General features: G+C 68.3%; 10 protein-coding genes and 1 tRNA gene. All 11 read right to left on the bottom strand.

The window, feature by feature from the left end; translation table 11 throughout:
• Nucleotides 1–31: 31 nt before the first annotated feature.
• Complete coding sequence (locus H7U32_RS05100; protein ID WP_204468661.1) at nucleotides 32–1,042, bottom strand: endonuclease/exonuclease/phosphatase family protein; 1,011 nt, start codon at nucleotides 1,040–1,042, stop codon at nucleotides 32–34.
• Nucleotides 1,043–1,117: 75 nt separating this feature from the next.
• Entirely contained in the window at nucleotides 1,118–3,139 is a 2,022-nt protein-coding gene (locus H7U32_RS05095) for a cation-translocating P-type ATPase (RefSeq protein WP_204468659.1), read from the bottom strand.
• Nucleotides 3,140–3,164: 25 nt separating this feature from the next.
• Nucleotides 3,165–3,237: transfer RNA gene (locus H7U32_RS05090), tRNA-Arg, on the bottom strand.
• A gap of 68 nt (nucleotides 3,238–3,305) precedes the next feature.
• Nucleotides 3,306–3,962 (bottom strand): peptide deformylase, encoded by a 657-nt coding sequence (locus tag H7U32_RS05085; RefSeq protein ID WP_204468657.1) that lies wholly within the window; start codon nucleotides 3,960–3,962, stop codon nucleotides 3,306–3,308.
• 62 nt (nucleotides 3,963–4,024) lie between these two features.
• A complete protein-coding gene (glmM, locus tag H7U32_RS05080; protein ID WP_204468655.1) occupies nucleotides 4,025–5,413 on the bottom strand; it encodes a phosphoglucosamine mutase in 1,389 nt (462 codons plus the stop codon).
• A 181-nt stretch (nucleotides 5,414–5,594) separates the two neighbouring features.
• Complete coding sequence (pepN, locus tag H7U32_RS05075; protein WP_204468653.1) at nucleotides 5,595–8,204, bottom strand: aminopeptidase N; 2,610 nt, start codon at nucleotides 8,202–8,204, stop codon at nucleotides 5,595–5,597.
• A 126-nt stretch (nucleotides 8,205–8,330) separates the two neighbouring features.
• On the bottom strand, nucleotides 8,331–10,208 hold the full coding sequence (locus tag H7U32_RS05070) for a ribonuclease J (RefSeq protein ID WP_204468651.1): 1,878 nt from the start codon (nucleotides 10,206–10,208) through the stop codon (nucleotides 8,331–8,333).
• An 82-nt stretch (nucleotides 10,209–10,290) separates the two neighbouring features.
• Nucleotides 10,291–11,196 carry a 4-hydroxy-tetrahydrodipicolinate synthase gene (dapA, locus tag H7U32_RS05065; protein ID WP_204468649.1) on the bottom strand — a complete coding sequence of 302 codons (906 nt, stop codon included), beginning with the start codon at nucleotides 11,194–11,196 and terminating at the stop codon, nucleotides 10,291–10,293.
• 67 nt (nucleotides 11,197–11,263) lie between these two features.
• Nucleotides 11,264–12,019: a 4-hydroxy-tetrahydrodipicolinate reductase gene (gene dapB / locus H7U32_RS05060; RefSeq protein WP_204468648.1), complete on the bottom strand. Its 756-nt coding sequence runs from the start codon at nucleotides 12,017–12,019 to the stop codon at nucleotides 11,264–11,266.
• A gap of 98 nt (nucleotides 12,020–12,117) precedes the next feature.
• On the bottom strand, nucleotides 12,118–13,287 hold the full coding sequence (locus tag H7U32_RS05055; protein ID WP_323804586.1) for a hypothetical protein: 1,170 nt from the start codon (nucleotides 13,285–13,287) through the stop codon (nucleotides 12,118–12,120).
• Between the two features lie 38 nt (nucleotides 13,288–13,325).
• The gene (locus tag H7U32_RS05050) at nucleotides 13,326–14,813 is read right to left on the bottom strand and encodes a polysaccharide biosynthesis tyrosine autokinase (protein ID WP_204468646.1); all 1,488 of its coding nucleotides are present in this window, start codon (nucleotides 14,811–14,813) and stop codon (nucleotides 13,326–13,328) included.
• Nucleotides 14,814–14,843 lie beyond the last annotated feature (30 nt).

Below are 14,843 nucleotides of genomic sequence, written 5' to 3'. Positions count from 1 at the left end.
CCGCTTCGCCGCCCGAGCGCCGCTTCGCCGCTCAGCCGACGGCGATCGTGGCGATGAGCGCGGCGTGGTCGGAACCGGCGATTGGCTTGACCAGGGTCTGGCCGGCGGTCATGCCCTGGTCGAGCACGATGTGGTCGATGCCGGCGACGCGCGGCAGCGGCGGCTTATCCGTCGGCCAGGTGAAGGTGAAGCCATGCCCGGCCGACTTGGCCGCGTCGTGGAAACGGTCGCCCAGGAACGTGCGGAACGGCGTGTGGTCGTCGGTGGCGTTGAAGTCACCCATGAACACGTAGCGGGTGCCGGTGTCGGCGCGCATGCGGGCGAGCTCGTCGAGCGACCGCTTCCACTGGCCCCAGTAGCCGGGCACGGGCGCTGTGGTGTGCACGGAGACGAACCGCACCGGCAGACTGCCACCGGAGAAGCCCACGGTGCCGCCGGGCATGAAGGAGGCGCTGGAGTCGACGTCGGTGTCGCGCGGGTCGCCGAGCGGAGTGGCGGACCACAGGCCGTTGCCGAACACGCCATCCGAACTGGACACATTCGAGTACGGCAGGTAGCCGCCGATGCCGGCCTCCTCGAGCGCCCGCACGAAGGCGTCGGTGGTCTCCTGCAGGGCGAGCACCTCGATGCGGTTGTCACGCACGGCCTCGACGATGGCGGCGGGGTCGGCCTGGCCCTTGTACACGTTGAAGGTCATCACGCGGGCGTAGGCATCCGCCGTGTCTGGCTTCGCGGCGGCGACGGCGGCCTCGGCCGCTTCGGGCAACGGGGATCCGGCCATGAAGAACGGATGCTGCCACCAGCCCTGTGCGCCGATGCAGGCGATGGCCACCAGCGCGGTGAGGTAACGGGCGGAGACCAACGCCATCACCAGGGCCAGCACGGACAGGATCGTGAACCACGGAGTCGCGGAGACCAGCACCGGCACATACGGCAGGGCCTGCAGATCGCCGGGCAGCGTGCGGGCGAAGGTGCCCAGCGCAGCGGCCACCGCGCAAATCACCGCGAGCGCCCCAAGGATGCGATGACGCCTCTTACCCATGCCCGGTCCTCCTAACCGTCCTCCGATTCGCCACGATGATTCGCCACCATACCCGATGCGGCGCATCACCGTCCGTCAGACCGCATCCCGTCGGCCCCGCAGCCGGCCGGGCAGCTTGGCGACCTCCATCTGTACCAGCGACATCGCCGCCAGAGCCGCGGTCACGGCCCACTGGCCGCCGGTGAGCGAGGCTAGGCCGAAAGCCTCCCGCAGGGCAGGGACCAGCAGCACCGCCATCGTCAGCGCCAGGGAGCAGAGCACGGCGGCGACCAGCCAGGGGTTGGCGCCTTCGGCGCGCACCCACACCGGCTCGGTGGTGGACCGCTGGTTGAGCGCGCGCAGCAGCTGGGAGAAGGCGAGCACGCAGAAGGCCATCGTCTGGCCTACGGCGTGGCCGCCCGCGCCGGCGCCCCAGCCGGTGCCGACCCAGTATGCGGCGGTGGTCATCAGCGCCACGAACACGCCCTGCGCAAGCACACGGCCCACGAGTCCGCAGTCGAACAGCGTGCCGGAGCGCACCGGCGCATGCCGCGTGGCCGTGGCTAGGTTCACCCACAGGATGTGGGCGCCGGAGAGCGGCGCGGCTAGGTTGAGCGCTGCCGCGACGAGCAGCGTCGTGATCTCCGCGATGTTGCCGGCCAACAGGAACTGGATGACCTTCTGGATGTTGCGCGCCACACGCCGGCCTTCCTTGACTGCGACGGCGATGGTGGCGAATGAGTCGTCAAGCAGGATCATGTCCGCCGCGCCCTTGGCCACGTCGGTGCCGGCCACGCCCATCGCCACGCCGATGTCGGCGGCCTCGAGCGCGGGCGAGTCGTTGACACCATCGCCAGTCATCGCGATGACCTCGCCGGTACGTCGGAGACTGTCGATGATGCGCAGCTTATCGCCGGGGGTCACGCGCGCGAACACGGTGGCACTGCCGACGACCGCGTCGAGGGCGGCGTCATCCATGCGGGCCAGGTCGGCGCCGGTGACCACCGTGTCGCCAGGGCGGTGGATGCCCAGGTCCCGGGCGATGGCCAGCGCCGTGAGCGGATGGTCACCGGTGATCATGACGGTGCGGATGCCGGCGGCGGAACAGGAGCGCACCGCCTCGCCGGCTTCACGGCGAAGCGGGTCAATCATGCCAGTCACGCCGAGGAAGACGAAGCCACGTTCCAGCACGGCCGGATCGGGGGACGCCAGGACCGGGGAGCCCGGACCCGCGGCGCAGGCATCGGGCGTGCCGGGGGCGAGCCCGGCCTGCGAGGCATCCGTCGTGCGCATCGCGAAGCCGAGTGTGCGCTGCGCGTCGCCGGCCATGCCGCGGCAGAGCGCCAGGATGCGGCCGCGGTCGGCGGATGTCATCGCACGCACGGTGCCATCGTCGCCGCAGATCCGGTCGCACAGCGGCAGCAGCCCTTCCACGGAGCCCTTGGCGTAGGCGGTCAGTCCGTCGCCGACGCGGTGCACGGTGGTCATACGTTGGCGTTCGGAGTCGAACGGGCATTCGGCCACGCGCGGGAAGCGGTCCTCGAGCGCCTCGTGGTCGATGCCGAAGCGTTGGGCGAAGCGGATGAGCGCGCCCTCGGTGGGGTCGCCGATGACCTCGCCCGGATGGTCCGGGTCGAGGCTCGCGTCGTTGCACAGCGCGGCGGCCGTGAGCAGGAGACCGGCAGCGGAGCCGATTCCGGTGCCGGTCTCACCGTTGCTCGCGTCGGCCACGGACCTGCCGAGGTCGTCGACAGGTGTGGCCTCGCCGGCCGTAAACCCGCCGTCGGTCGCCACATGGGTCACGGTCATGCGATTGAGCGTGAGCGTACCGGTTGTGTCGGAGCAGATCACCGTCACACCGCCGAGCGTCTCCACCGCAGGCAGCGTCTTGACCAGCGCATGGCGGCGGGCCATGCGCTGCACGCCGAGCGCCATCACGATGGTGGCGGTGGCCGGCAACCCCTCGGGGATGATTGAGATGGCCAGCGTGATCGCGACAAGCAGCTGCGGCACCATCGGCCGCTGGTACAGCACGCCGAGGAGCAGAATCGCCGCGCAGACGACGAGGCCCACGATGGTCAGCGCCTTGCCCACGGCGGCGAGCGATCCCGACCGCATGCCGGGCATTGAAAGAAAGAAAGGGTGCCCCAGATAGGAATCGAACCTACGACACCTTCTTTAGGAGAGAAGTGCTCTATCCACTGAGCTACTGGGGCAACAGCGTCCTATTGTACACAGGTTCGCACCGCCGCCGGACCCTGGTGTCGTCGGCGGGACGGACGGCTCACAGTTCGAAGCCGAGTTCCCGTGCGGCCTCGGTGGGCACCGGATCCTCGCACCACAGGTCCTCGAGGTTCTCGTTGGAGGTGAGGGAGCGGATCTCGGCCTTGTCGATGTACAGCTCGCCGGACAGATGGTCGGTCTCGTGCTGGAAGATGCGCGCCGGCCAGCCGTGCAGGCGTTCCTTGTGGTGGTTGCCGTCCTCGTCATCCCATTCGGCGTCGATGTCGAGCCAGCGGCGGCGCACCGCCTGGTAGCCGTCGAAGCTCAGGCAGCCTTCGAAGAAGCTGCGGGTCTGCTCCCCCACCGGCGTGTACTTCGGGTTGATGATCACATGGAACGGGAACTCCGCGGCCTCGCGCGGGTCGTTCTCGTCGCCTTCGCCCGCGTGGTCCTCTACGACGGCGAGCGCCAGCCCTAGGCCAATCTGCGGGCCGGCCAGGCCCACGCCGGGGGCCTCGAGCATCGTCACATGCATGGTGTCGATGAGCTTGGCCAGCGTGCGTTTGCTCAGCTGCCCGGTGTAGGCGGCGCACCGCTGGCGCAGCACCGGCTCGCCGGCCTGCACGATGGGCAGGATCCGCTCCTTGCCGCCCTCCTTGATAAGGCGTTCGACGGCTTTGTTGAGCTCGAGGTCGACCTTGGCGTTCTTGCCGAACATGGATGTTCTCCGTTTCCTGACGGCACCCCGGGCACGGCGTCCGGGGCGTGGGGGTGGATGGGCTAGAGCTTGAGTTCGTCGGCGACGACCTGCGCGAGGCGGGCGCACACCTCGTCGGCCTGCTGCTGGGTGGCGGCCTCGGCCATCACACGCACCAGCGGCTCGGTGCCCGAGGGGCGCAGCAGCACGCGGCCGGTGTCGCCCAGCAGCTGCTCCTCGCGCTTGACGGCGGCCTGCACCGCGACGTTGGTGGAGGCTGCCATCTTGTCCACGTTCGGCACGTTGACCAGGGTCTGCGGCAGCTGCGGGAAGTCGGCGGCGAGCTGCTTGAGGGACTTGCCGGAGCGCACGACCTCGTTGCACAGGGTCAGGGCCGTCAGCGTGCCGTCGCCGGTGGTGGCGAACTCGCGGTTGATCACGTGGCCGGACTGCTCGCCGCCCAGCGTGTAGCCGCCGCGCAGCATCTCCTCGAGCACGTAGCGGTCGCCGACGGCGGTCTGCACGGTGGCGATGCCCATGTCTTTCAGGGCGAGCTTGAGGCCCAGGTTGCTCATCACGGTGACGACGAGCGTGTCGTGGGCGAGTTTGCCCTCGCGCTTCTTGGCGCGGGCGAGGATGCCCATGATCTGGTCGCCGTTGACCATGGTACCGTCCTCGTCCACGGCCAGGCAGCGGTCGGCGTCGCCGTCGAAGGCGACGCCCATGACGGCGTCTGAGGCGCGCACCATGGCCTGCAGCTGCTCGGGGTGGGTGGATCCGGCGTGCTTGTTGATGTTGTAGCCGTCCGGGGAGGCGTTGATGACGACGACCTCGGCGCCGGCGCGGCGCAGCGCCTCGGGAGCGACCACGGAGGTGGCGCCGTTGGCGCAGTCGGCCACGATCTTGAGGCCCTTGAGCGGCTTGGGCTGCTTCTGGTCCGCCCCGACGGGGGCGATGGTGGAGACCAAGTGGTCGATGTACAGGTTGGTGGCGGTGACGTTGTCCTGCGAGACGCGGCCGACGCCGGCGCCGGTGGGGCGCTCCCAGTCCTGGCCGAGCACGGCCTCGATCTCGTCCTCCTTGGCGTCGGGCAGCTTGAAGCCGCCGCGGGCGAAGAACTTGATGCCGTTGTCCGGCATGGGGTTGTGGGAGGCGGAGATGACCGCGCCCATCTCCACGTTGAGCACGGAGGTGAGGTAGGCGACGCCGGGCGTGGGGATGATGCCCGCGTCGATGACGTCGAAGCCGCCGGCGGACATGCCCGCCGCCAGCGCGGAGGCGAGGAAGTCGCCGGAGACGCGGGTGTCCCTGCCGATGAGGGCGCGGCGGCGGCCGCCCAGCCCTTCGGTCGCGTTCGCATCCGTGTCGCCGAGCACGCGCACGGCGGCGTCGCCCAGGTCGAGCGCCAGCCGTGCGGTCAGGTCGCGGTTCGCCAGTCCGCGCACGCCATCGGTTCCAAACAGTTTCGGCATGATGTTCCTTGCCACCCTTCCTTGCCGGGCGCGCGGCCCGCGCCGCCATGCCCGTGAGATTGCACACCTCATTCCATCGTAACCGTCCGGCGGCGCGCGGCGCGGCGCAGGACGGATAATCGGACGCCCCGCGCGTCGTCAGGGCGCGCGGGGCGTCGTCAGGGCAACGCCTTGCCGAGGCTCAGAGGGCCTCGTTGTAGGCGCGGACCTTGAGCGTGCGGCGGGAGCCCTCGACGTTCTCGATGACGATGCGGCGCAGCGCATTGTCCGCATCGGCATGCGAGGCGAGCCACGCGTCGCCCAGGTCCACCAGAGACTTCGGGTCGGCGTACACCGGGTACAGGCCCTCGAGCAGCGCCTCGGCCATGTGGAAGGTGCGGTGAGCCCAGATCCAGTCGATGGTCTCGAAGTACTTGGCGGCGTACGGCTCGGCCAGGTCGGCGCGCGGGGTGCCGGCGAAGCCGTGGGCCACGGCCTCCAGCTGCATGTTCGTCAGGGACTCGTCCTGGATGGCGGCCTGCCACGCCCAGGCCTTGGCCTTGGCGGTCGGGCGGGCGGCGCGGGCGCCCATCGCGAACTCGCGGTTCTCGGTGGTCTCCTTCTTGGCGAGCTCGCCGGCGATCTCGTCCTCGTCCATCGCGTTGACGGAGGCGAGCGCGCGGTTGAGCGTCCAGGTGAGGTTGTTGTCGATCTCCAGGCCCGGCAGGCTCACCTCGCCGGACTTGAGGCCGGCGGCGTGGCGCACGAACTCGGCGTCGCCCTCCTCGCCGTAGCCCAGGTAGGCGGTGACCAGCTGGAACTGGTTGTCGCTGCCGGCCTCGGCCTGCTGCGCCAGATCCCACAGCGTGGCGGCGACGCGGCGCACCACGGCGTCGCGGCGGTCCGTCGGCGTGTAGTGCCAGGCGGCGGTGGACATGCAGCTCAGGGCGTAGCGGAAGGTGGTGGACTCGTCCTCGTGGGCGAGCAGGCGCAGCGTCATGTCCACGAAGCGTTCGGCGGGGAACTCGCCGTCGCGGGTCATATCCCAGAAGGCGAGCCAGATCACGGCGCGGGCCAGCGCGTCGTCGAAGCGGTGCAGGTTCTCCTCGGCGAAGGCGAGGGAGACCTGGTCGAAGCGGATCTTCGTGTAGGTCAGGTCGTCGTCGTTGACCAGCAGCAGCGCGGGCATGCGGCGGCCGGCGGCCTCGGGCACGGCGGTGGCCACGCCGTCCACGTCCAGCTCGATCCGGTCGGTGCGCACGATCGCGCCGGTGGCTGGGTCCTCATTGTAGAAGCCGACGGCCAGGCGGTGCGGGCGCAGCGTCGGATGCTCGGCGGGCGCGGTCTGCGCGAGCGTCAGCGAGGTGATGGTGCCGTCGGCGGCCGTCTCGACCTGCGGAACAATCGTGGTGATGCCGGCCTCCTCGAGCCACAGGGCGCTCCAGGCCTTGAGGTCGCGGCCGGAGGTGGCCTCGAGCTCGGCGAGCAGGTCGGCGAGCGTGGCGTTGGAGTAGGCGTGCTTGCCCAGGTAGTTGTGGATGCCTTCGAAGAAGCGGTCGCGGCCCACGTAGGCGACGAGCTGCTTCAACACGGAGGCACCCTTGGCGTAGGTGATGCCGTCGAAGTTGACGTAGGTGTCGTTGAGGTCGTTGATCGGCGCCACGATCGGATGCGTGGTGGGCAGCTGGTCCTGCCTCAGGGCCCAGCTTTTCTCGCCGGAGCAGAACGTGGCCCAGGCGTCGTGCCATTCGGTGGCCTCGGCGGTGGCGAGCGTGGAGGTGAACTCGGCGAAGGACTCGTTGAGCCACAGGTCGTTCCACCACTTCATCGTCACCAGGTCGCCGAACCACATGTGGGCCAGCTCGTGCAGCACCGTGACGACGCGGCGCTCGGCCAGCGCGTCCGTCACCTTGGATTCGAACACGTACTGGTCGCGGATCGTGACCATGCCGATGTTCTCCATGGCGCCCGCGTTGTACTCGGGCACGTAGATCTGGTCGTACTTGGCGTACGGGTAGGGCACGCCCCAGGTCTTGGCGTAGAAGGCGAAGCCCTTCTTGGTGATGTCGAACAGGTAGTCGACGTCCTTGGCGAACGCGGGGGCGAGCGCCTGGCGGCAGTACTGGGCCATCGGCACGGTGCGGCCGTCCTCGTTGGCGTATTCGGTGTGCCATTCGGCGTAGGGTCCGGCGCAGATGGCGGTCAGATAGGAGCTCATCGTCGGAGTCGGCTCGAAGGTCCAGCGCTTGCAGGTCTCGGCCGGGTGGCTTTCCAGCGTGCCCTCGGCGGTCATACGCGGATCGTCCTCGGTGGCCTTGACCGGCATGTTGCTCAGCACGATCCAGCTTGCCGGGGCGAGCACGTCGAAGTCGAACACGGCCTTGAGGTCGGGCTGGTCGAACACGGCGTAGACGCGGCGGGCGTCCGGCACCTCGAACTGGGAGTACAGGTACACGTTGCCGTCGGAGGGGTCGACGGAGCGGTGCAAGCCCTCGCCGGTGTTGGAATAGCGGCACAGCGCCTCGACGGTGACCTCGTTGGTGGCCTTGAGGCCGGTGAGCGCGATGCGGTCGTCGGCGAAGACGGCGGCCGGGTCGAGCGTCTCGCCGTTGAGGGTGACGGCCGTGACCTGCTCGGCGATGAGGTCGAGGAAGGTGGAGGCGCCCTCGGTGGCGCCGAAGGTGACGGTGGTCCTGGAGCCGAAGGTCTTCGCGCCGACGGTCAGGTCGAGGCTGACGGCGTAGTGGATGGGCGCGGCGACGATGGCCTTGCGCTCCTCGGCCTCCACGCGGGTGAGGTTGGAACCGGGCATGGTGCTCCTTGCTGGGTTGGTCGCTCAGGCCTTGTGGGCCGTCGCGAGGGTGGGTTGGTTGGGGTCTGGGGGGCAACGCCGCGCGCCGCCGTCCGCGGCTGGGCGGACGGCGGCGCGCTGGCGGCGTCACTGCTCGGCGACGTCGGTGGCGATGTCGGCCACGACGGGCACGATCATCGGCTTGCGCTTGAGCTGGCGGGCGATCCAGCCGCCGAGGGTGCGGCGCATGAGCTGCTGCAGCTTGTGCGTGTCCTTCGTGCCGGACATCATCGCGTCGTTGAGCTGCTCGACGATCTGGTGGCGGACCTTGTCGAACTCGCTTTCGTCCTCGGCCACCGCGTTGAGGTAGATCTTGGGGCCGGAGATGACCTCGCGGGCGTCGGTGTCGACGACGGCAAACGCGGAGACGAAGCCTTCGGTGCCCAGGATGCGGCGCTTCTCGAGCTCCTCGTCCGTCAGCTCGCCGACGGAGTCGCCGTCCACGTACACGTAGCCGCACGGCACGGAACCGACGATCGCGGCCTTGCCGTGGTAGAGGTCCACCACGTCGCCGTCCTCGGCCAGGACCACGTTGTTCGGGTCCACGCCGGTTTTGACGGCGATGAGGCCGTTGGCCACCAGGTGGCGGTTCTCGCCGTGGATCGGCATCGCGCACTTGGGCTTGACGATGTTGTACATGTACAGCAACTCGCCCTCGTTGCAGTGGCCGGAGACGTGCACGGCCGCGTTGTCGCGGTTGACGACCTTGGCGCCCATCTGCACGAGCTTGTTGATGACCTTGTACACGCCGTGCTCGTTGCCCGGGATGAGGGAGGAGGCGAGGATGACGGTGTCGAACTCGTTGATGTGGATGTCGCGGTGGTTGCCGTCGGCGATGCGGCCGAGGGCGGCCATCGGCTCGCCCTGGGAGCCGGTGCACATGTAGACGAGCTTCTTGTCCTCGATGTCGTTGGCCTGCTTCAGGTCCACGACGGTGTCCTCGGGGATGTGCAGGTAGCCCAGGTCGGCGGCGATGGCCATGTTGCGCACCATGGAGCGGCCGACGAACACGACCTTGCGCCCGTACTTGTGGGCGGCGTCCACCACTTGCTGCACGCGGTGCACATGCGAGGAGAAGCTGGCGACGATGATCTTGCGAGTCGCCTGCGCGAACGCCTGGTCGAGCGCGGGGCCGATCGAGGTCTCCGGCTTGACGAAGCCGGGCACCTCGGCGTTCGTGGAGTCCATCATGAGCAGGTCCACGCCCTTCTCGCCGAGCTTGCCGAACTCCACGAGGTCGGTGATGCGGTGGTCGAGCGGCAGCTGGTCGAGCTTGATGTCGCCGGTATCGATCAGGGAGCCTGCCGGGGTCTTCACATAGACGGCCAGCGCGTCCGGGATCGAGTGGGTCACGTTGACGAACTCGAGGTCGAAGGGGCCGACCTTGAGCTTGTCGCGGCCGGTGACCTCCACCTTGGTGGGGTTGATGTGGTGCTCCTTGCACTTGGCGTCCACGAAGGCGAGCGTGAGCTTGGATCCGATGAGCGGGATGTCCGGGCGCAGCTTGAGCAGGTAGGGCACGCCGCCGATGTGGTCCTCGTGGCCGTGGGTGAGCACCAGGGCCTCGACCTGGTCCATGCGGTCCTTGATGTAGCTGAAGTCCGGCAGGATGAGGTCCACGCCGGGCTGCTCCTCCTCGGGGAAGAGCACGCCGCAGTCGATGAGCAGCAGGTGGCCGTTGTACTCGACCACGTTCATGTTGCGGCCGATCTCGCCGAGGCCGCCGAGCGGCGTGATGCGCATGGAGCCCTTGCGATACTTCGGCGGGGCGATGAGCACGGCGTCCTGCTGCGGCGCGGTGGCCTGCTGGCGGCCGCCCGAGCGCGTCGCCTCGGAGCGGCGCGGGGCGCGGCGGGTGGAGCGGGCGGGGCGCTCGGCGCCCGCGGCGGTCTTGCGTGCGGAGCCGCGGCGGCGGGTGCCGCGGCCGGAGGTGGGTTCGTTGGTGTTGTTCTGTTCCTGTGCCATTGCTTTCGTTGGTTTCTGTTTCTGTTTCGGTGCCTCCGTGCTGTCACGGTGGCGACAGGTACGGGCCCCGGCAGTCCGGTGCTCAGAGCAGACCGGCGGCGCGCATGCCCTCCTCGGCCTTGCGGATCTGGCCGGCGTCGGGGCCGATGTTCGGCAGGCGCATCGCGCCGGAGGGGATGACGCCCTTGGCCACGAGCGCGGCCTTGGCCATGACGGCCTGGTAGCCGTCGCCGTTGAGGGCGTGGACGAGCGGGGCGAGCTGGTTGGCGATGCGGCGCGCGGTGGCCACGTCGCCGGAGTCGAAGGCCTCGGCGAGGCGACGCATCGGGGCTGCGGCGACGTGCGCGATCACGGAGATGATGCCCACGGCGCCGATGGAGAGGAACGGCAGGAAGAGGCCGTCGTCCCCGGAGTACCAGGCCAGATGCGTGCGCTGCTGCTTCTCGACGGCGGAGGCGAGGTCGCCGGTGGCGTCCTTGACGGCCGCGACATGCTTGAGTAGGGCGAGCCGGTCGTAGGTCTCGGTCCTCACCTTGAGCCCGGTGCGGCCGGGCACGTCGTAGACGATGATCGGCTTCTCGGCCACCTTGTCCACGGCCTGGTAATGGCCGACGATGCCGTCCTGGGAGGGGCGGGAGTAGTAGGGCATGACGACGAGCAGCGCGTCCGCGCCGGCCTCCTGGATCTGCTCGGCCATGCGCACGGTGTGCGCGGTGTCGTTGGAGCCGGCGCCGGAGACCACCGGCACGTCGACGGCTTCCTTGACGGCCTTGACCAGATCCACCTTCTCGTCCATGTGGGTCACCGGCGACTCGCCGGTGGTGCCGTTGACGACGAGACCGTCCGCACCGTCCGCGACCAGCTGCCGCGCGAGGGCCTGCGCCGCGTCGAAGTCGACGTCGCCGTTGGGCTTCATCGGGGTGACCATGGCGGGCAGGATGCGTCCGAAGGGCGCGGGGTCAAGAAGATGCATGGTGGTCTCGCTCATGGTTGTAACGGTACTGCGGCTTGTGGACTCGCCGGGGCCGTGCGGACCGGCCGCGGCCCGGCCACGCTCACAGGTCGAGGAAGCTGTCGAGCCCCACCGTGAGCCCGGCGGGGGCGTCGGCGGCGAGCCTGCGGACGGCCAGCAGCACGCCCGGCATGAAGGAGCCGCGGTCGAAGCTGTCGGCGCGGATGACGAGCTGCTCACCGGCGTTGCCGAGGAGTACCTCCTCGTGGGCGTTGAGGCCACGCAGGCGCACCGCGTGCACGTGCACGCCGTCGACGACCTGCCCGCGGGATCCGCCGTCGGTCTGGGTGGCGTCGGGCATCGGCCCCATGCCGGCGGCACGGCGGGCGGCGGCGATGGCCCGCGCGGTGTGGAGGGCGGTGCCGGAGGGGGCGTCCACCTTGTCCGGGTGGTGCATTTCGATGACCTCCGCCGATTCGAAGTATTTGGCGGCCTGCACGGCGAAGTGGTCGGCGAGCACCGCGGAGATCGCGAAGTTCGGGGCGACGAACACCTTCTGGCCCCCCGGCCGGGGGCCTGCGGCGATGGCCTGGCGCACCTGCTCGAGCCGTTCCTCGGTCCATCCGGTGGTGCCGACGACGACGTCCACGCCCTGGGCGACCAGCGCGAGCACGTTGCCCAGGCTGGCGGAGGGCACGGTGAATTCGACGACGACGTCGGTGTTCTCCGGCGAGATCAGCGTGAGGTCGTCGCCGGCGTCAAGCGCCAGCGCCAGCTCCATGTCCGCGGCGCCGCGCACCGCCTCGACCACATGGCCGCCCATGCGGCCCTTCGCTCCCACCACGGAGACCCTGATCATCGTCGTACATCCTTTCCTCGGTCGGGCATCATACCAATCATGCCACTGTACCCGTCATCCGTTCCATGTGGCCAGACGCAGGCCCGGCGGACGGACGGTCAGCCGAGCATCCGTTCGATCTCGCGTTCGCGTGCGGTCAGCGGTATGCGCTGGTACCGGTTGAGCACGAGCAGATGGAGCACCGGGAAGGTGGCCGCCTCGTGACGCGTCCAGGAGCCGAAGTCCGGCTCGAAGAGAAACGACGCCAGCGCATAGCCGATGAATACGCACAATGCCAGGAACACCGTAGGGTCATTAAGCTTGTTCATCTGCCGCAGCAGATTGACCAGGTACACGGTCACGAACAGCTGGAACGCGAAGAACGGCCAATACTGCAGGCCTCGGATCGCCAGCTCCACCGGAATCATCATGCGGAACGCATCGATCACATAGTTGGCCATGAACACCGGTAGGCCACCGCCGGAAATCCAATTCTGGATGAACGTGGCGGAATCGGCGTTGCCGTCCATCACCGTACTGTATGAATCCCGCAGCGTCATCACCTGATCGTAGGCATCCGGCATGAGCACGCTGGAAGCCAGCAGCACCAACCACACCGTGGCGAACAGCGTGACGCACACCAACAGCACCGTGCCTCCGGTGAACCGATGCACCCGTGCGCGGAAGAACGTCAGAATCGCGTACACGAGCAGCACCAATGCCGCGATGAGCACATAGTACGCGCGGAAGAACGTGCTCTCGTACCACAGCACCACGGCGCTCAACACAATCTTGAGCGTGGCGCTTCTGATCGGCAGCATAAGCACCACATACACGGCGAGGAAGAACGCGAACTGGATCACATCCTTGCCAATGGTGAAGATATAGATGTTGAGCAGGCCCACCGAGGCCAGGATGAACAACGACTGGATGAAGTCGGGGGCATCCGCCCGCGTGACCATCACGATGACCACGCCGGTGAGCACGATGCCCAGGCACACCGACCATTCGAGCATGGTGGTGAGATCGCCGATGTTGATGGCCTCGAACAGATTCGCGGCGATGCGGTAGCTGCCTTCCCACGCAACGGTGCCAAGCGCATGATTGGCCATGCCGAGGATGCGGTTGTTGTCGTAGAAGTACTTCGGTGGCAACAGATAGGCCACGAGCAGCTTGGCGACGATCATCACCGGCAGCACGCAGAACAGCAGCGCGTTGCGGCTGCGCCGATCCAGACGCATGCGCAGCGCCCGCCGCTGCACACGCGACATCGCGGCGATGTCCGCCACCGTGACCGGCCGCAAAGCGCGTGCGGCGCGCGGATCCGTCACTGCTCGCCGGCTTCCGGCTTGACGGCGCGGCGCTTGGAACGGCGACGCCGGAACAGGCCGCGCTTGCGCGGGCGTCCCTCATCCTCCAGATAGTAATAGTAGTAATAGTAGCTCTCGTTGCCCCGCGTGAGCTTGGTGCGGTTGAACACCGTGCCCACGATCTGCACGCCCACCACCGACAGCTCCTGCATGCAGTCGCGCAGCGCGCGCTTAAGCGTGCGGTTCTGCGCGGTGACGAGCAGGGTCAGCGTGCCTTTCTTTGAGAAGATGGCGGCGTCGTTCGTCACGGACAGTGGCGCGGTGTCGAGCACCACATGGTCGTATGCGGCGGCGGCCTGCTCGAGGAATGACATCATGGCCTGCGAGTTGATGATGATGCCCGGGTTTGTGGTCTGCTCGCCGGCCGGCAGCACATGGAAATGGGGCTTCCAGTACGGTTGGATCGCGCTTTGCGAATCCGCCTGCCCGGTGACCAGATGGGTCAGGCCGATCCTGCCGTTGATGCCCAGCAGCTTGGCGACGGACGGATGCCGCAGGTCGGTGTCCACGAGCAGCACTTTCTCGTCGTTTTCCGCGAAGGCCGCGGCCACATTCGCCGCGATCGTGGTCTTGCCTTCGGAGGGGCCGGGCGAAGTGATCACCACCACGTTCGAGAACGTCGTGCGGTCAGGCGTCACGAACGCGAGGTTGCGGGCCAGACGCCTGATGCCTTCAGCGGCGTGGCTACCCGGATGCGAGGCCACGACTGTGCCTTCGCTGAGCTCATTGGATTCGGGCACCAGGCCCAGCACCGGAGCGTCCACATATTGGCTGAGGTCGGCCACGTCGCGCACGCGCCGGTTCATCGCCTCAAGCGCGATGGCGACGAGGAACGCGACCACCACGGCCACCAAGCCGCCGATCAGCAGCGTACTGCGGTTGTTCGAGGTCGGCGCACCCGGGGCTTTCGCCGGCTTCACCACCTGCAGCACGATCGGGGACAGCGCGTTGGTCTTCACCTCGCCGAAGCTATCGGCAGCGATCTGGTTGTTCAGGCTTTCGCCGACCGCGTTGGCGATGTCGGCCGCGGTCTGGGGGTCGGTGCTTTTCGCGCCGATGGTCAGGAACAGCGAGTCCTCGCTGGAGTTGATGGCCACGTTGCCGGCGAGGGCATCAGGTGTGGTGCTGAGCTTGAGCTTGTCGATCACCGGCTGGAGCACGGCGTCGGTTTGCACCAGCGTGTTGAGCAGACCGATCTGCGAACGGACGAAGTCCTGGTCGCTTTTCACCTGGTCGGGGCTTTCCTGGCTAGGGGCCGGGGTGGCACCGGACTGGTCCTGGGTCGCCGCGCTTTGGCGCAGCGTGGCATAGTACTGGGAGTAGGCGGTGTATACCGGCACCTCCCTGGCGGCGAAGCCACAGGTGGCGCCGAAGATGACCGCCACGGTGATGACCATGGCTACGATGTGTTTCTTCGCGGCTCCCAGGATGTCGGCCAGTGTCACGTATCGCTCCGTTCGTTCAGTTCGTTCGTC

Source organism: Bifidobacterium pullorum subsp. saeculare (genome assembly GCF_016899725.1).
Taxonomy (GTDB): Bacteria; Actinomycetota; Actinomycetes; order Actinomycetales; family Bifidobacteriaceae; genus Bifidobacterium; species Bifidobacterium pullorum_C.
Note: the sequence above shows the minus strand (reverse complement) of the source record. Positions and strands in the feature narration are given on the sequence as shown.

What these genes read in the sequence shown, in the direction of transcription:
- H7U32_RS05100 (WP_204468661.1), bottom strand. Translation starts at nt 1,042, where the DNA reads ATGGGTAAGAGGCGTCATCGCATCCTTGGGGCGCTCGCGGTGATTTGC.
- H7U32_RS05095 (WP_204468659.1), bottom strand. Translation starts at nt 3,139, where the DNA reads ATGCGGTCGGGATCGCTCGCCGCCGTGGGCAAGGCGCTGACCATCGTG.
- H7U32_RS05085 (WP_204468657.1), bottom strand. Translation starts at nt 3,962, where the DNA reads ATGTTCGGCAAGAACGCCAAGGTCGACCTCGAGCTCAACAAAGCCGTC.
- glmM (WP_204468655.1), bottom strand. Translation starts at nt 5,413, where the DNA reads ATGCCGAAACTGTTTGGAACCGATGGCGTGCGCGGACTGGCGAACCGC.
- pepN (WP_204468653.1), bottom strand. Translation starts at nt 8,204, where the DNA reads ATGCCCGGTTCCAACCTCACCCGCGTGGAGGCCGAGGAGCGCAAGGCC.
- H7U32_RS05070 (WP_204468651.1), bottom strand. Translation starts at nt 10,208, where the DNA reads ATGGCACAGGAACAGAACAACACCAACGAACCCACCTCCGGCCGCGGC.
- dapA (WP_204468649.1), bottom strand. Translation starts at nt 11,196, where the DNA reads ATGAGCGAGACCACCATGCATCTTCTTGACCCCGCGCCCTTCGGACGC.
- dapB (WP_204468648.1), bottom strand. Translation starts at nt 12,019, where the DNA reads ATGATCAGGGTCTCCGTGGTGGGAGCGAAGGGCCGCATGGGCGGCCAT.